We start from the raw sequence: 16,491 nt of genomic DNA, 5'->3' as shown, positions 1-16,491 counted from the left end.
GCCCGGTCGAATACATTCCCGGCTCGGGTGCGCGCTGAACCTGACATTCATGCCTCCGGCAAACTCAGTTCGAAGATCGCGCCGCCCACTTCGGCGTTGTAGACACGCAGGACACCGCCGTGGGCCTGGGCGACCCAGCGGACGATGGACAGCCCGAGCCCGCTCGACCCGGCACCGCTGGTGAACCGGTCGAACGTCTCCTCGGCGACCGCCGCGTCGATGCCGGGCCCGTGGTCCGCCACCGTCACCCGGCCGCCGGCCACGGTGATGTGCACGATCGCCTCCGCCCCGGGCCGCCGCCCGTGGCGCATCGCGTTGTCCAGCAGGTTCCCGATGGCCCGCTGGACCAGCGCGGGGTCCGCGAGCACCTTCGTCGGGGCGACCGTCACCGTCACCTGGGCGTCTTCCTTCGGTGTCTCGTCCACCACGCCGGTGACCAGCTGATCGAGCCAGACCGGCTGGATGGCCAGTGACTCGACACCCGCCGCGAGCCGGGCGCGCACGAGCAGGCCGTCGATGATGCTGCCCATCCGGCCGGCCAGCCGGACCGTGCGCGGCAGCAGGTCGGCGCGTTCGGCCGGGTTCCGCAGGGCCGTTTCGGCCAGCGCCCGCAGCGCCGCCACCGGGGTGCGCAGGTCGTGCGCGGTTTCCGCGAGCAGGACCTCCTGCTGTTCCAGCGCGGCCGTCGCGGGCCGGATCGCGCGCCCGGACAGGACGTGCCCGGCGACCCCCAGCGCCGCGACGAGCAGCACGCACCCGCCGGCGACGAACAGCACCAGCCGATCGTGGTCCGCCTCCTCGGCACGGGCGTCGGCGACGACGACCACCGCGCCGGCGTACTGGCCGGCGGTGTTGCGGAACGGTTCCGCGCCGATCCTGACCAGCTCTCCGCCGGTGCCGCTGCCGTAGCCGGTGAGGACGGCTTCCCCGCGCACCGCCTCGTTGGCCCAGGCACGCAGCTTGACCGGGTCCACCGGGACGCACGTCCGCGCGCTGGTGAAGCCGGCGAACCGGCCCGCGCCGGCGGGCAGGACCACGAACTGCGGGCACTGGCCGCTCACCGGGTCCTGGCCGACCAGCGCGGTCACGACCTGGTCGCCCTCCTTGACCAGCCGGGTGACCGCCGCGGTGACCCGGCTGGTCCGGCCGTCCAGGCGTACCTCGCGCTGCTGCGCGTCGGCCTGGACCGCGAGCCAGGCGAACACGACGAGGCCGGCCGCGTTGAGCCCGGTGAACAGCCAGGTGAGCACCCGGCGCAGGTGGCGCAGCCGGTCGGCCGCCGAGCGCCTCACCGGGTGGCCAGCCGGTAGCCGCGCCCGCGCACGGTGAGGATCAGCTCGGGTTCGCGCAGCTTCCGGCGCAGCCGCCGGACGACGACGTCGACCACATTGGACATCGGATCGGTCCGGCTGTCCCAGCAGTGTTCGATCAGCTCGTCGCGCCCGACAGCTTGCCCGGGCCGGGTCAGCAGGACTTCGAGCACGGCGAACTCCTTACCGCTCAAGGTGAGCAGCGTCCCGGCCCGGCGGACCTCGCGGCGAGCGCAGTCCATTTCCAGGTCGTCGTGCCGCAGCACGGAGGGCCGTCCCGAGCCGGCCCGGCGGCACAGCGCGGTCACCCGGGCGGCCAGTTCCGCCACGGCGAACGGTTTCACCAGGTAGTCGTCGCCGCCGTGGGCGAACCCGGCCACGCGGTCGTCGAGGCTGTCGCGGGCGGTGAGGAACAGCACCGGCACCGCCCAGCCCTCCAGCCGGCGCCGGTGGACGTAACCGATCGAGTCGCCGTCGGGCAGCATGCGGTCGAAGACGGCGCAGTCGTGGTCCGCGGCGGCCAGCTCGGCGTGCGCGCCCGCGAGGTCACCCGCCTGGCCGACCCGCAGTCCGGACGCGGCCAGCTCGGTGGTCACCGCCACCCGCAGGTCTTCGTCGTCCTCCACCACCAGCACCCGCGCGGCTGTCATCGGAACCTCATGTGCGTCGCGCGATCGTGGGCGTCAGACGGAGCGGGGGTGTGAGCATGGTGCTCTTCCAGGTCCTGGGACCACTCGAGGTGCGGGGCCACGACGGTCTCGGGTGCCGGCTCGGCGGCGGCAAGCCCGTCGCGGTGCTCGCCGCCCTCCTCGTGGAGCCCAATGCGTGGATCACGGTGGACCGGCTGATCGCGGCCACCTGGCCGGAACCGGGCGCCCCGGCGTCGGCCGAGGCCAACCTCAAGACCTACGTGTGGCGGCTGCGGCGGCTGTTGCCCGGCCACGAAGACGGCCCGCGCATCGAGAGCAGGCCCGGCGCCTACCGGCTGCGGGTCGCTCCGGGCGAGCTCGACGCCCAGTGCGCCGCGGAAGCGGCCGAGAACGCCCGGCACGCGCTGGCCGCGGGTGCGGCGGAGACGGCGTTCGCTCTGGCCACCGAAGCACTGGGGCTCTGGTGCGGGCGGCCGTACGAGGGATTGGACCTCGACCTCGGCGGCACGGTGGCGAGGCTCGACGACCTCCGGCGTGAGCTGTGGGCGTGCCTCGCCGAGGCCCAGCTGGCGCTCGGCCGCACGGCCGACGCCGTCACGACCCTGCGGTCCCTCACCGCCGACGATCCGCTGCGCGAAGACGCGTGGGCGCGGCTGGTCCGCGCGTGGCACACGCTGGGACGCCCGGCCCAGGCGCTCGCCGCGTACCACGAGGCACGCCGCGTCCTGGCCGCCGAGCTGGGCGTCCGGCCGGGGCCCGAGCTGGCGGAGGCGCTCCGGGCGATGCAGTGCGGCGCCCGCCCCGCCGAGCGGCCGCCCCGGCGCGAGCTGCCCCGCGACACGCCGTTGTTCACCGGCCGCGCCCGGGAGCTCGAGCTCCTGGACCGCGCGTGCACCGGCACCCCGCGGATCGCTGTGGTGACCGGCCCGGCCGGGGCCGGCAAGACGGCCCTCGCCGTGCACGCGGCGCACCGGCTCGCCGCGCGGTTCCCCGACGGCCAGTTCTCCGTCGCGCTGCACGCGGCGGGCTCGCCGGTGCCGGTCGCGACGGTACTGGCCAGGCTGCTGCACAGCATCGGCATCCCGCCCGCGCTCGTCCCGGCCGACGCGGACGGACGGGCCGCGCTGTGGCGATCCGAACTCGCGTTCCGGCGGGTGCTGCTGCTCTTCGACGACGTCGCGGACGCCGCGCAGGTGGAGCCGCTGCTGCCCGCGACCGGCCCGAGCGCGGCGCTGATCACCGGCCGGTCCGAGACCCTGCACGTCGACGGCGCGGTGCGCGTCCGGCTCGGGCCGATGTCCCCGGCCGAGGCGGCGGCGCTGTTCCGCGCGGTGGCCGGGGAACGCGGCGCGGTCGCGGACGAGCCGGCCGTCGCCGCGACCGTGCGGCGCTGCCACGGCCTTCCGGCCGCCCTGCGCGAAGCCGCGGCGACCGCGGGTACCCCTTCGGTCCATCCACTGTGGACGAGCCGGCGGCGCGAACCCGAAAAGGTCGCGTGAGCCATGAGTGTCCACGACGAATTGAGCGATCGGGAACGGCAGCTGCTCACGCTGCTCACGGCCGGCTACACCGACGAGTCGGCGGCGGTGCGGCTGGGCATCTCGGTACGCACCGTGCGCCGGCTGGTCTCCGGCATCATGAACCGGCTCGGCGCGCGAAGCCGGTTCCAGGCCGGGGTGAAGGCGGCCGATCGCGGCTGGCTCCTCGACGTGGGCTGAGTGGCCGATCACGCTACGCTGCGCAGCATGCGTGTGCTGGTCACCGAAGACGACGAGAATCTCCGGGTGGCCGTGGAGGCATCCCTGCGCGGCGCGGGATTCGCGGTGGACGTCGCCGCCGACCTGCCCGAAGCCGACGAAGCGGTGAGCGTCAACGCCTACGACTGCGTGGTGTTCGACCGGATGCTGCCCGCCGGCGATTCGCTGGCCTACGTGACGGACCGCCGCCGCAGCGGCTGGGGCGTACCGGTCCTGTTCCTCACCGCGCGGGACACCGTGGCCGACCGCATCGCCGGGCTGGCCTGGGGCGACGACTACCTGGTGAAGCCGTTCGCGATGGCCGAGTTCCTGGCCCGGGTGCGGAGCCTGTGCCGGCGTAGCGGCACCGGCCCCGCCCCCGTCCTGCGGTTTTCCGACCTCGAGCTGGACACCGGCCGCCACGAGGCGCGCCGCGGCGGCGTCCTGCTCACGTTGACCGGCAAGGAGTTCGCCGTCCTGCGCCGCCTGCTCGCCACACCGGGCGAACCGGTCCGCCGCGCCGACCTGCTCGCCGCCGGCTGGGACGAGCTGGTCGCCCCCACCACCAACGTCCTGGACGTCCTCATCCTCCAGTTGCGGGGCAAACTCGGCGAACCACCGGTGATCCACACGGTCCGCGGCGTCGGTTACCTGCTCGGCCGGGCCGGGCGGACCGAGCAGGGGCGCGAGTAGGCCGGGCCGCCGGGAAACCGCCGCCGCCGTCATCCCGGGGACAGCGGCGGATCGGGGAGCTCGAGCCATTCCAGGTCCATCGGCACCAGCGTCGTCGACAACACCAGCTCGCGAAGCAGGTTCACGGTCAGGGTCAGCCCCACCGGCTCCCCCACCTCCTCCCGCCGCAGCCCGTGCACGCCGGCGTCGGAAAGCCGTTGCCGGACCCGGGAAACAAGGTGCTCGACGCGCTTGACCGTCCAGTTCTCCTGCGGCCGCCGGTCGGCGAGCTCGGCGGCCGCCTGCTGCCGGGACAGCGGCAGCGGCTGCGGGTCGTAGCCGAGGTAACGCTGCCCGAGCACCGCCAGCACGAGGTGTTCCTCCCGGGACAGCCGCCACCGCTTCGGCGGCGCCGTCGGGTGCGTCGGGCGGCCCGTGGCGACACCGGTCTCGCCGTCCGAGACGAGCAGCTCCAGCACGTGCTCGCGGGTGCCGCGCAGGAACAGCGCGGTGTAGCCGTCGGCCAGCGGCAGCGGTTCGCTGTCGCGGTGCAGCAGGACGCTGTCGGACAGCCGGATCGGCGAGCGGCCGGTGTTGCGCAGCCACCAGCGGTCCCCCTCGCGCAGGAGCAGCCCGTGGACCCGGCTGATCCGCACGTCTTCCTCGCCGACGCAGACGTCCACTTCCAGCCGGTTGCGCCCGAAGGTCACCCGGCTCCCGGGCGACGGCGGCACCGCGACGCCACCGGTGACGGTGAGCGCGCTCAACGTGCCCGGCACGGTGTCGGCGACGCCGTGGCGCAGGCTGCGCCGGCGGTGCGGGTCGAGGCGTTGGGTGGTCACGGCCACCTCCGTTCGTAGGCGCCGATGTCGAAGCCCGCGCCGGCGGGCCGGGCGACGCCGTCGAGGTCGAACGCGGGAGCGTGCCGGGGGCTGCCCGCGTCGATCGCGGCCGAGCCCGCGGCGAGGTGGTAGTCGCCGCGGGCCGGATCGGCGAAGCCCGGGTTCCCGGCGAAGTTGTGGTCGGCGGCGAACGGCCCGGCGTCGACCGGTCCGTCCCCGAACACATTGTTGCGCAGGGTGTTCGTCCCGGTGAACCGGTCCGCGTCGATCAGCAGGGAGCCGCGGGCGTTGCCGGCGAAGGTGTTGTTGACGATCTTCAGGTCGCGCATGGTCCCGGTCGACTCGACCCAGAGGCTCAGCCCGGCCTGCGCGTTGCCGGTGGACAGGTTGTCGAAGACCCGGATGTCCGAGAGCAGCCGGTTTTCCGAGTAGTCCTCGACGGCGAGGCCGATGCCGGCCTTGGTGGCCTCGCGGGTATCGCCGACCACGTTGGCGTAGACGTTTACAGTGGACGAGGAGTCGACGTAGACGTCCGGTCCGCGGTTGCCGGTGACGACGTTGTGGTGGATCTTCACGCGGGCGGCTTCGTCGTACTTGACGTCGATGCCTTCCTCGCCGTTGCCGTGCACGCGGCAGCCGGACACCTCGACGTCCGACGAGCCCGAGGCGATGGTCAGCGCTTCGTGGTCGGCCGAGGTGCCGCGGGAGTTGGTGCCGCGGATGTCGCAGTCCGCGACGCGCACGCGCCGCGTACCGACCAGTGCGAGCCCGCCGTCCCGGGCGCCGTCGACGCCGAAGCGGTCGAACACGAGGTCGTGCGCGCCCTCGGCGTACACACCGAAGCCGGTCGAGCCGGCCACGGTCACGTCGGTGAACTCCAGCCAGCCGTGCCCGCCGACGGCCAGCAGCCCGGCCGGGCCGCCGGTCCCGGTCAGCACCGCGGTGCCGCCGGTGCCGGTGAACCGGATCGGGCGCCCCGGGGCGCCGTCGCGGCGGACGGTCAGCCCACCCGGGTAGGTGCCGGCTTCGATCGCGATCGTGTCCCCCGGGCGGGCCAGGTCGGCCGCGGCCTGGACTCCCGCGTACTCCCCGTGCGGCCCCACCCGCCAGGTCCGGGGCACCGGTCCGGCGGCCCCCTCGGCCGTCGGACCGGCCATGGCCACCAGGAGCGCCACCCCGGCCAGTACCCGTATCGCCACTTCTCGTCCCGCCTCCTCCGGCCCGCGGATCCGGGCCGGCTGCCCCTTTCTAGCCGAGGCCGCCGGGGACCGGTCCCCGGTTCACGGCAGCCGCCGGACGAGGACCTCCGCCAGCGAGCGCGCGGTCGCGCACAGCGCGTCCCCACCGGCCGCCGTGGTGTCCTCGACGGAGACCACGGCGATCTCCTCCCGGTTCGGCTCGGTGCCGTTCAGCACCGGCAGCGCCGGGGTGTAGAAGCGGTGCACGACCTTCACGGCGCACTCCGGGTGGCCGCCCGGCACCGGCGCGATGACGGCTTTGCGGTTCCCCACCTGGATCCGGGCGCCCGGCACCTCGTCGTCGCCCTCGATCGGCCATTCCCGGCTGAACTCCACGGTGATCGTGCGCGGGTCGTGCTCCCAGGTGCAGTTCCAGCCGCTGAACCCGCGGTCCGGTTCCTTGGCCCGGCCCAGCACCGCCGACGTCGTGGCGGTGTCGAGCAGGCCGCAGGCGTCGACGTGCGCCAGTGACCAGTCCGGGAACGGCCGGGCGCGCCGCGGCAGGGGCCCGTTGGCGAGCGTGGCGAGCACACCGGACAGCACCGACTCCGAGAAGGAGCACAGCGGCGCGTCCTGCGCCCGGTTCACCGGGTGCGAGGTGACGACGATCCGGTTGGCGTCGGCCAGCGAGATGGCGCGCTCGCAGGAGCCGTCGTGGGCCTCGGGGTACTCGATTTCACCCATCTTCCCGGGCACCGGCGGCCGGGGCGGGTACCGCAGCGGGCCGGTCAGGTCGAGCCGGGTCTGCACCTGCCCGGACTTGTCGGCCAGCGTGGTCGTGACCACGCAGGTGCCGAAGTTCAGCACCTCGGGGTCCACGAACGGCCGGCCGAACCCGGTGAGCGAGTTGAGCGAGATCGCCGCGCACGGGTCCGTCCCGGCCGGGTCGGCGCCGAGGGTGTTCGGCCCGGCCGGGGCGGCGGCGGTGGTGGTCGTCCACAGCGGCCGGGCGAGGACGAACCCGGCCACCAGCGCGGCCACCGCCACCACCGCGGCCCCGGCGAGCAGCCGGCGGCGCAGGCGGCGGCCGGGTCGGCGTAGCGGCGCGGGCGCGTCCGCCGCGAGCAGGGTGACCACCTCGGCGGCGGCGGGCCGGTCGGCCGGGTGCCGGGCCATCAGCGCGGCGAGCACCGGCGCGAACGATCCGGCGCGCTCGGCGGGCGCGGGGCGGCCGGCGGCGGCGCGGCGCATCTGCGCGAACGGGCCGTCCTCGCCCGAGCCCCACGGCGACCGGCCTTCGATCGCGGCGTAGAGGGTGGCCCCCAGCGAGAAGACGTCCGAGGCGGGCCCGGCTTCGGCGCCGTCGGCCACCTCCGGCGCGACGTACCCGAGCGTGCCGGTGAGCTGGGCGCCGCCGGTGCGGGTGACCTCGGTCCAGCGGGCGATGCCCAGGTCGGTGAGCTTGGCGACGTCGTCCGCGGTCACCAGGACGTTGCCCGGTTTGACGTCGCGGTGGACGATGCCGCGGGCGTGCATGTCCGCCAGCGCCGCGGCGAGCTGCGTGCCGATCCGCCGGACGCGGTCCTCGGGCAGCGGCCCCCCGTCGTCGACGAGCTCTTCGAGGCTCCGGGCGGCCAGGTACTCCGTGACCAGCCACTGGGCGTCCCCGTCGGTGACGGTGTCGAACACCGTGACGACGTTCGAGTGCAGCAGCCCGGCCCCGATCCGCGCCTCGCGCCGGATCTGCCCGGCATCCTCGCCCAGCGCTCGTTTGAGCGTCACCTGCCTGCCGAGCTCCAGATCGACCGCTCGCCAGACCACGCCCATGCCACCTCGGCCGAGCTCTTCCTCCAACCGGTACCGGTTGGCCACGACCCGCCCCATGCCCACGCGGGCAGTGTACGAAATCGCGTATCGGCTCGCTGACCCCGCGTCACCGTGCCGGCGCAGCGGCGGCCGTGCATCGCCCGCCGTCCGGGGTCAGCCGAGGCTCCACCGCTGGTTGCTGCCGCCGTTGCAGGACCACAGTTCGACCGGGGCGCCCTCGGCGGTGGAACCACCGGTGACGTCCAGGCACAGCCCGGACCCCGCCGCGGTGACGGTGCCGTCGGGGTTGACGTTCCACTATTGGTTGGCCTGGCCGTTGCAGGACCAGACGATCACCTTGGTCCCGGGACTGGTGCCCTGGCCGGAGGCGTCCAGGCACAGCGGCGTGCCGGCCGGCGTGACGGTCAGCCGGTCGTCGGCGGTCCGCGTCCAGGTCTGCCCGGGCCGTCCGTCGCACCCGCCGATGGTCACCTGCGTGCCCGCGGTGCCGGCCGAAGGTGCGGCGAGGCACTTGGCCGCGCCCACCGCGTGCAGCGGGCCGGTGGTCCCGTTCCCCGGTGGCGTGCTGCCGGGCACGTACGGGCACTTGGGCGTGTAGACCGAGATACCGCGGGGATCGGGTGGCGCCGGGCACAGGAAGGCCGGGTACCGGGTGTCACTGTCCAGGAACGTTTTCAGCCACGGGATCAGCAGTTTCATCTCGACGTTGTTGGGGTGGGTGTAGTAGACGTGGTCGGCGCCGGCGATCTGCGCGAAAGCGCTCTGCGTCGAGGCGGGCATGGTGGCGTAGAGACCGCTGAGGTAGGACGGCGTGACCACGGTGTCGTTCTGCCCGCCGAGCACCATCGTCGGCACCCGGTCCGTGGCCAGCGACAGGTTGCCCACCGGCGAGCCGGGCGCGAGCCCGATCGCGGCCTTGAGCGTGGGCCGGTTTTCCGCCGCGAGCAACGCCCCGGCCCCGCCCGCGGAGTGGCCGAGCACCGCCAGCCGGCTCGGGTCGACCCGGTCGCGCACCGGGCTCTGCGTCGTCAGGTAGTCCAGCGCGGCCAGCAGTTCGGTACCGCGGGCGTCGGCGCTGTCGGTGCGGGTGCTGGTCTCCACGCCGAGCACCACGAACCCGAACGAGGACAGCCACGGCCCCATCCACGCTTCCTCGTCGGCGAACAACGCGGAATAGCCGGGCACGATCGCCAGCGCACCCCAGGTTCCCGGGCTGGTGTCGGCCGGGTAGTACACCCGTCCGCCGTTGAACCCGTGGCCCGCCGGCACGCTCGCCGACGCCGTCGCGAACGGGCCGGTGCTCGATTCGATCATCGCCACCGTCGGATCGGGGCCTCGCTGGTACGGGTTGTCCGCCGCGCTGTCCCGTGGCCGGGCGAGGGCGGGCCCGGCCGTGAGCACGGCCGCGGCCAGCGTGGCCAGGACGGCCACGACGATTCCGGCCGCCCGGGCCGGTGTCACGCCTCGTTGCATGCTCGCCTCCAGCGCCACGTGGACATTCCGCCTCAGCGTGGCAAGACGGCTCCGCGACTTCAACGACGAGCGCAAACCGGCGGAGCACCGCGCCGGCACGTCACCGGATCACCACTGGTCACTCGCTTGTTTTCGATTCGTTCGACGCGGCCGTCACCCGGCGATGGCGGGGAAAGTTTCATCGCGGCACGCGAGCAGGGTGAGCAACCTGGAAACTTCGTCGCGGACCGCGTCCCGGCCGGGAGCCAGGTAACGGCGGGGGTCGGTGATCGTCGCGTGTTCCCCGAGGGTGGAGCGCACCGCTTCGGTGAGCACCTGGTTCAGCCGCGTGCCGATGTTGACCTTGACGATGCCGCTCGCCACCGCCCCGCGCAGACCCTCGTCGGTCACCCCGGAGGAACCGTGCAGCACCAGCGGCACCGGAACGCTCCCCGCGAGCGCGGCGATCAGCGCCTCGTCGAGCACCGCACTGCGGTCGGTCATGGCGTGCGACGATCCGACGGCCACCGCCAGCGAGTCCACGCCGGTCGCGGCGACGAATTCGCGCGCCTCGGCGGGGTCCGTGCGCACGCCGGGGGCGTGGGCGCCGTTCTTGCCGCCGATCTCGCCGAGTTCGGCCTCGACGCGGCAGTTCGCGGCGTGACAGCGTTCGACGACCGCTTTCGTCCTGGCCACGTTTTCGGCGTAGGGCAGCGCGGCGGCGTCGAACATGACGGAGGTGACGCCGAGGTCGAGTCCTTCGTGGATCAGCCGCTCGTCCTCGACGTGGTCGAGGTGCACCAGCACGGGCACGGTCGCGTTCGCGGCCAGACGCAGGCAGGCGGCCGCGAACGGCGCGAGGGAACCGTGGTAGCGCACGGCGTTCTGCGAGATCTGCAGGATCACCGGGAGCCCGCTCAGCTCCGCGCCGGCCACGACGGCCTCCGCGTGCTCGATCAAGATCGCGTTGAACGCCCCGATCCCGCGCCGCTGCGCTCGCAGGTCGTCCAGCAAGGCGGCCCAGTTCATGGAATCCTCTCCGCTTTCACCACACGAATCCACCGATCTCTGGCCGCGACGTCGATCTCGCCGGCGACCGGCCGCAGCACCGCGGCGGCCGACGTGGCGACGACGTCCGCCAGTGCCACCGGCCAGTCCACTTCGGACGTTCCCCCGGCGTCACTCAGGTGCCTGGCCAGCGCGGCGGCCGCGGCGTCCCCGGCACCGGCCGGATTGCCGGTGACGACTTCGGCCGGCCGCGCGCGCCAGGCGCCCCGCGGGGTGACGGCGATGGCGCCGTCGGTGCCGAAGGTCGCCACCACGGCCGCGGCTCCTTCGGCGACGAGGTCGTGACAGGCGTCGGCCGCCGCCCGGTCCGGGCCGGTCAGTTCCGCCAGCTCGGTCTCGTTCGGCATGAGCACCGCCCCGCTGCCCGCGGCGAAGCGGAGAGCGGCGCCGGAGACGTCGGCGATGACCGGCACCTCGTGCCGGACGCACAGCCGGGCCAGCTTCGCGGGGACGTCGGCGGCCAGCCCGGCGGGCACGCTGCCGGAGATGACGACGGCGCCCGCGCCGGCCGCGAGCTCGGCGCGAAGCGCGTCGAGAATGCCCGCTTCTCCCGCTTCGCCGGCCGGAAAGCCGTTCTCCTGCAACATCGTCGTGCCGTCGGCACGGGTCACCACCGCGACGGTCCGCCGCACCGCGGGCAGCGCGGGCACGAGCCGGTGCGCGAGACCGAGCCGGGTCAGCCCGGCCCGGAACTCGTCCGGCGCGCCGGTGGTGGTCAGCGCCAGCGCCAGGCTCTCGCCGCCCAGCGCCCGGACCACCGCCGCGACGTTCACGCCCTTGCCGCCGGCGCGCGACCGGACGTCCGGCACCCGCACGGTCTCCCCCACGCGCAGCACGTCCACCCGGTAGGTCACGTCGATGGCGGGGTTCAGGGTGACGGTGAGGATCCGCGGCGTCACGGCACCGCGCTGCCGGGGACCAGTTCCGTGGACTTTTCCGCGCGGTACACCATCAGGGTCGAGCCGGCCAGGGCCAGCACGATGCCCGCGATCTGGAACACGGTCGGAGCGGAGCCGAAGAGCAGCAGCGACAGGACGACGGTCAGCACGGGGGCGAGCGCGTTGGTCACCGGCGCCACGATCGACGCCTTGCCGCGGCTCATGGCCATCACCAGGAACAACGCGCCGACCGAGTTGAGCAGCTGCGTGCCCGCGGTGAGCGCGGGCGCCTGCCACGGGAACGCCAGCGGCAGCCCGCCCATCATCAGCACGGCGACCGGGATCAGCAGCAGCCCGCTGATCGTCATCCAGCCGAACGTCGAGGCGTCGTCCACCCCGGCGAGCGCCGCCTTGCGCATGAAGAACGCCTGCACGCCCCACGCCACGCAGATCCCGACCGCCAGCAGCAGGTAGAGCCACCCGTCTCCCCCGGCCTCCCCGGTGGAGACGGAGAACAGGACCACGGCGACGAGCGCGAGCACCACACCCGTCCACGACCACCCGCCGAGCCGCTCACGCAACACGCCGAGCGCCAGCAGCACCGTGACCGCGGGCGAGAGCGCGACGATCGGGAAGATCACGTACGCGGGTCCGATCGTGAGCGCCTTGAACAGCACCAGCTGCCCGCCCGCGCCGGTGAGCCCGATCAGCAGCCCGTACCCGGCGGCGACCCGGCCGCGGTCGAACTTCCGGCCCCGCAGCGAAAACCACGCGGGCACGAGCATGGTCAGCGCCCAGAGCACGTAGACCATCGGGTCGGGGTAGTTGTAGAGCTTGGTGGGCAGGCTGGAGAGGGCTCCCCAGACGCCCCAGAACACCACCAGCAATCCCGCGTACGGGATCCAGCTGTTCGTGCGGGTGAAGGACATCTCGGCTCCTCAGCGGGACAGGGATGCGGTCGAGTGGACTTGCCCGGCCCGCAACGGGTGTCCGTGCAGGCGTGCCGCGTAGAGAGCGGCACCGATGTGCGGTTCCAGCAGTGGCTCACGCAGGTCGTACTCGAGGGAAAGCGCGTCGCGGAACGACGCCAGCACGTGCGCCGAACCGAACATGCCCCCGGAGTACGACACCGGAACCCGTTGTGCGTCGGGGAATTCGAGAGCGCGCCGGCCGACGTCGACGAGCAGCGCGAGCTCCCGCCCCGCTTCCCGGAGCACCCCGGTGGCCACCGCGTCGCCCGCGTCCGCGGCCCGGACCACGACCTTGCTCAGGCTCGCGATGCGCCCACGGTCGCCGTGCCACCGGTTCACCACGACGTCGATCGCGTCGAAGTCGGCGGCCAGCCCCAGCGCTTCGCGCATGGCGCCGACCAGCGGCCCGGCCGGCAGCCGTCCGTCGACCATCCGGCTGAACGCGTTCAGGCCCTGGATCGCGACCCAGTAGCCGGATCCCTCGTCCCCGAACAGTTCGCTCCAGCCACCGCCGCGCCACTGCCGGCCTTCGTGCTCCCCGTAGGCGATCGAGCCGGTGCCGGCGACGACGCCGATGCCGTCGGCCGCCCCCAGTGAGCCCGCCCAGCCGCAGATCATGTCGTTGCCGCACCGGTAGTTCGCCGTACCGAGGATCTTCGCCGGCAACGCGTCGAGCTCGGGCACGTCGGCACTGATTTCGCCGTAGGCGGGCAGTCCGAAGAACGCGTAGGTGATGTCCGCGACCGCGATGCCCGCGGTGTCACACACTTCGCCGATCCCCTGCCGCAGCAACGGCTCCACGATCGGCAGCCCGTCGCTGAGGTAGTACACGCTCGCGGTCCTCGCCTCCGCGGCGATCCGGCCGGCCGCGTCGATCAGGCAGAACGCCGTCTTCGTTCCCCCACCGTCGACACCGAGGAACATTCAGCTCACCTCCGTGGGATCGAACTCGTGGATGACCACGCCCTGCACCACGCGGTTCACTTCGCCGCCGGGGAACGGGTTGTCCGGGGTGAGGCCCAGCGCGAGCGAGCAGGCGAGGGCCGTGGACTGCGCCGCGATCACGGCGAGCAGCGCCCAGGCCGCGACGGGCACGCCGGGCGGCGACGGGACGGGCCAGCACCGCGCCCCACCCAGATCCGCGCCGTCGTCCCCGCCCACCACGACCACCCGCTCCTCGCCGAGCGACCGCACCAGCTCCCGCGCGATGTCCTCGTCGTACTTCCGCGCGTGCGGGTCGACGGACCGGAACACCACGGCGATCGTGCGGTCGTCGAGCACCGACTTCGGCCCGTGCCGGAAGCCCAGTGCGGAATCGGCGAGGCCGACCACCTCGCCCCGGGTCAGCTCCAGGCACTTGAGCGCGGCTTCCCGGGCCAGTCCGCGCAGCGGTCCCGAGCCCAGGAACACCAGCCGGGCCGGCTTGGCGCCGGCGATCGCGGAGGCGCGGTCCGCGGCACCGTCGAGCACTGCCGCCCCGGCGCGCGCCAGCGCCTCGACGTCGACGTCCAGGCCGAAGGCGAGCAGCGCCGCCAAGGCCATGCCGGTGAACGACGAGGTCATCGCGAAGCCGCGGTCGTTCACCTCGTCCGGCAGGGCCACCACGACGGCGTTCTCCGCGTCCGACCACTGCCGGGCGAGCTGCCCCCGCGGGTCGCAGGTGAGCACCAGGTGCCACAGCCCGGGAGCCAGCCGGTGCAGCAGCTCCGCCGCGGCGACGGACTCGGGGCTGTTGCCGCTGCGCGCGAACGACACCAGCAGGATCGGCCGGTCGTCCACGACCACGGCCCGCGGATCGGCGACGATCTCCGTGGTCGCGATCGCCTCCACCGGGCGGCCGAGGTGGCTCGCCAGATCACGGGCCACGACCTCGCCGATGAACGCCGAGGTGCCCGCCCCGGTCAGCACGATCCTGGCGCCGGTACCGGAAAGGGCGGCGCCGACCAGCTCCCCGATCTCCGGCCGGGCCCGCCGCACGACGTCCGCGACCCGGATCCAGGTATCGGGCTGCTGCCCGATCTCCCGCGCGGTCCGGCTGTCGCCGGACCACCGCACGCTCCCGCTCATAGGTGTTGCCTCCGATTTGCCGTTCGTCCTCCGGAGACTCATCCGCTCCCCGCCGCGGGGGCAAGGTCCGGTGTCCAAATGCGCATTCGGATTGAGCGTTTCGCCGGCTGTCGTAGGCTCGGCCCATGTCCACACGGAAGCGGGGCACCACCCGGGCCGAGCGGCTCTCGGAGATGTTGCGGGTGCTCGCGGACGCCGGCTCGGTGCAGGTGGGTGAGCTGTGCGCGCGCTTCGGTGTCTCCGCCGCCACGCTGCGGCGCGACCTCGCGAAGCTGGAGGAGCAGCGGCTGCTGACCCGCACCCACGGCGGCGCGCGGCCCCGGGGGCGCACGAACGAGGTGCCGCCGCCCTACCGGGAAGGCCGGTCCCGGGACGCCAAACGCGCCATCGTGCACGCGGCGATCCGCACGCTGCCGACCGGGCCGCACGTCATCGCCCTGACCGGCGGGTCGACCACGAGTGAGCTCGCGCGGGAACTGCCGGGCCGGGCGGACCTGACGGTGGTCACGAACGCGTTGAACATCGCGATGGACCTGGCGCTGCACCCCCGGCTGAAGCTGGTCGTCGTCGGCGGCGTCGCCCGGCCCCAGTCCTACGAGCTGGTCGGCCCGTGGGCCGAGCACGTGCTGGCCTCGATCAGCGTCGGGACGGCGTTCGTCGGCGTGGACGGCATCGACGCGACGGCGGGCATCACCACGCACGACGAGAACGAGGCCCGGACCAACCGCGCCATGCTCGGCCGCGCCCAGCGGGTGGTCGTGCTGGCCGACGGCAGCAAGCTCGGGCGGTCCACCCTCGCCCGCATGGGTGACATCCAGGACGTGCACGAGGTCATCACCGACGCCTCCGCCGCGGCCGGGGCGGTCGCGGCGATCCGCCGGGCCGGGGTCCGGGTCACCGTGGTCGAGGTCGGTTCCGCCGGGCACCGCTGAAACGCTCATCGCGAATGCGCGTTTCGTTGACCGCGGTGATCGGGCTGCCTACCTTTCGCCGACAACAGCCCCGACGATGATGGAGTCCGGATGAAGCGCTCTCTCCCCGTCCACGGCAAGCGGCTGGCTTCGTTCGCGGCGGCGGGCGCACTGGCCGCCGGCGTGCTCGCCGCGGCCGCCACACCCGCCTCGGCCGCGGTCACCCTGCCCCCGCAGGCCGCCGGGTTCGACTACCAGATCGGCGGCGCCTACACCCCGCCGTCGGGAGTGCAGATCGTCAGCCGCGACGTCTCGGCGGCCCCGGCGAGCGGCAAGTACAACATCTGCTACCTCAACGCTTTCCAGGCCCAGGAAGGCCAGGACGGCGACTGGCCGAGCGACCTGCTGCTCCGCGATGCGAACGGCAACAAGGTCGTCGACCCCGACTGGAAGGAAACCCTGCTCGACCTGCGCACCGCCGACAAGCGCAGCCGGGTGGCGGCCAAGGTCGGCAGCTGGATCGACACGTGCGCCTCGAAGGGCTACCAGGCGATCGAGCCGGACAACTACGACAGCTACAGCCGGTCGAAGAACCTGCTCACCACCACGCACGCGCAGGAGTACATCAAGCTCCTGTCCTCCCGCGCCCACGGCAAGAACCTCGCCATCGCCCAGAAGAACACCCCGGAACTGGCCGGCAACCGGGTCGCCAACGGCCTCGACTTCGCCGTCACCGAAGAATGCGGGGAATACGAGGAGTGCGCCGACTACGCGGGCCCGTTCAACAACCGGGTGGTCGACGTCGAGTACACCGCTTCCGGCATGAGCAAGGCCTGCCCGGAGTGGAAGAGCAAGATCAGCATCGTCCGGCGTGACCTCTACGTGGTGCCCCAGGGATCGAGCGGATACGTCCGCAAGACCTGCTGACG

At 73.5% G+C, this 16,491-nt stretch carries 15 protein-coding genes and 2 pseudogenes; 5 read left to right on the top strand and 12 right to left on the bottom strand.

Translation table 11 applies throughout. The annotated features are described in order from the left end of the window. Positions 1-47 precede the first annotated feature (47 nt). Together C2L58_RS41970 and C2L58_RS41965 are read right to left on the bottom strand one after the other, a co-directional pair. A complete protein-coding gene (locus tag C2L58_RS41970) occupies positions 48-1,292 on the bottom strand; it encodes a sensor histidine kinase (protein ID WP_103343175.1) in 1,245 nt (414 codons plus the stop codon). Then, positions 1,289-1,960: a response regulator transcription factor gene (locus C2L58_RS41965; protein WP_199191684.1), complete on the bottom strand. Its 672-nt coding sequence runs from the start codon at positions 1,958-1,960 to the stop codon at positions 1,289-1,291. Before C2L58_RS41965 ends, C2L58_RS41970 begins: the two co-directional genes overlap by 4 nt. 56 nt (positions 1,961-2,016) lie before the next feature. On the opposite strand from C2L58_RS41965, the gene C2L58_RS41960 reads away from it, so the two are divergent. The 3 genes and pseudogenes from C2L58_RS41960 to C2L58_RS41950 all read left to right on the top strand — a co-directional run bounded on the left by C2L58_RS41960 (position 2,017) and on the right by C2L58_RS41950 (position 4,389). Beyond that, complete coding sequence (locus tag C2L58_RS41960; protein ID WP_103343174.1) at positions 2,017-3,459, top strand: AfsR/SARP family transcriptional regulator; 1,443 nt, start codon at positions 2,017-2,019, stop codon at positions 3,457-3,459. 21 nt (positions 3,460-3,480) lie between these two features. Continuing rightward, a pseudogene (locus C2L58_RS41955) lies at positions 3,481-3,678 on the top strand (helix-turn-helix domain-containing protein); the annotation flags it as partial. A gap of 27 nt (positions 3,679-3,705) precedes the next feature. After that, positions 3,706-4,389 carry a winged helix-turn-helix domain-containing protein gene (locus C2L58_RS41950; protein ID WP_103343173.1) on the top strand — a complete coding sequence of 228 codons (684 nt, stop codon included), beginning with the start codon at positions 3,706-3,708 and terminating at the stop codon, positions 4,387-4,389. 29 nt (positions 4,390-4,418) lie between these two features. On the opposite strand, the gene C2L58_RS41945 is transcribed toward C2L58_RS41950, so the two are convergent. The 10 genes and pseudogenes from C2L58_RS41945 to C2L58_RS41905 all read right to left on the bottom strand — a co-directional run bounded on the left by C2L58_RS41945 (position 4,419) and on the right by C2L58_RS41905 (position 14,651). Next, positions 4,419-5,210, bottom strand: a complete 792-nt coding sequence (locus C2L58_RS41945; protein WP_103343254.1) for an FHA domain-containing protein — start codon at positions 5,208-5,210, stop codon at positions 4,419-4,421. Then, positions 5,207-6,409 (bottom strand): right-handed parallel beta-helix repeat-containing protein, encoded by a 1,203-nt coding sequence (locus C2L58_RS41940; protein WP_146073787.1) that lies wholly within the window; start codon positions 6,407-6,409, stop codon positions 5,207-5,209. Before C2L58_RS41940 ends, C2L58_RS41945 begins: the two co-directional genes overlap by 4 nt. Before the next feature lie 81 nt (positions 6,410-6,490). After that, a complete protein-coding gene (locus C2L58_RS41935) occupies positions 6,491-8,272 on the bottom strand; it encodes a serine/threonine-protein kinase (protein WP_103343171.1) in 1,782 nt (593 codons plus the stop codon). 96 nt (positions 8,273-8,368) lie between these two features. Then, a pseudogene (locus C2L58_RS51085) lies at positions 8,369-8,500 on the bottom strand (RICIN domain-containing protein); the annotation flags it as partial. A 12-nt stretch (positions 8,501-8,512) separates the two neighbouring features. Further along, on the bottom strand, positions 8,513-9,688 hold the full coding sequence (locus C2L58_RS41930; protein ID WP_233226227.1) for an RICIN domain-containing protein: 1,176 nt from the start codon (positions 9,686-9,688) through the stop codon (positions 8,513-8,515). A gap of 153 nt (positions 9,689-9,841) precedes the next feature. After that, positions 9,842-10,696: a class II fructose-bisphosphate aldolase gene (locus tag C2L58_RS41925; protein WP_103343170.1), complete on the bottom strand. Its 855-nt coding sequence runs from the start codon at positions 10,694-10,696 to the stop codon at positions 9,842-9,844. Continuing rightward, positions 10,693-11,634 carry a 1-phosphofructokinase family hexose kinase gene (locus C2L58_RS41920; RefSeq protein WP_103343169.1) on the bottom strand — a complete coding sequence of 314 codons (942 nt, stop codon included), beginning with the start codon at positions 11,632-11,634 and terminating at the stop codon, positions 10,693-10,695. The genes C2L58_RS41925 and C2L58_RS41920 overlap by 4 nt, the downstream gene beginning before the upstream one ends. Further along, positions 11,631-12,542: a DMT family transporter gene (locus C2L58_RS41915; protein WP_103343168.1), complete on the bottom strand. Its 912-nt coding sequence runs from the start codon at positions 12,540-12,542 to the stop codon at positions 11,631-11,633. The genes C2L58_RS41920 and C2L58_RS41915 overlap by 4 nt, the downstream gene beginning before the upstream one ends. A gap of 9 nt (positions 12,543-12,551) precedes the next feature. Then, positions 12,552-13,508 carry an N-acetylglucosamine kinase gene (locus C2L58_RS41910; RefSeq protein WP_103343167.1) on the bottom strand — a complete coding sequence of 319 codons (957 nt, stop codon included), beginning with the start codon at positions 13,506-13,508 and terminating at the stop codon, positions 12,552-12,554. Then, positions 13,509-14,651 carry an SIS domain-containing protein gene (locus tag C2L58_RS41905; protein ID WP_103343166.1) on the bottom strand — a complete coding sequence of 381 codons (1,143 nt, stop codon included), beginning with the start codon at positions 14,649-14,651 and terminating at the stop codon, positions 13,509-13,511. A 125-nt stretch (positions 14,652-14,776) separates the two neighbouring features. On the opposite strand from C2L58_RS41905, the gene C2L58_RS41900 reads away from it, so the two are divergent. Together C2L58_RS41900 and C2L58_RS41895 are read left to right on the top strand one after the other, a co-directional pair. Further along, positions 14,777-15,583, top strand: coding sequence for a DeoR/GlpR family DNA-binding transcription regulator (locus C2L58_RS41900; RefSeq protein WP_103343165.1), 807 nt, complete (start codon positions 14,777-14,779; stop codon positions 15,581-15,583). Positions 15,584-15,673: 90 nt separating this feature from the next. Further along, positions 15,674-16,489, top strand: coding sequence for an endo alpha-1,4 polygalactosaminidase (locus tag C2L58_RS41895; protein WP_103343164.1), 816 nt, complete (start codon positions 15,674-15,676; stop codon positions 16,487-16,489). Positions 16,490-16,491 lie beyond the last annotated feature (2 nt).

The organism is Amycolatopsis sp. CA-126428, assembly GCF_002904335.1.
In the GTDB taxonomy this organism is placed as follows: Bacteria; Actinomycetota; Actinomycetes; order Mycobacteriales; family Pseudonocardiaceae; genus Amycolatopsis.
This window is presented reverse-complemented; position numbering and strand designations above follow the sequence as displayed.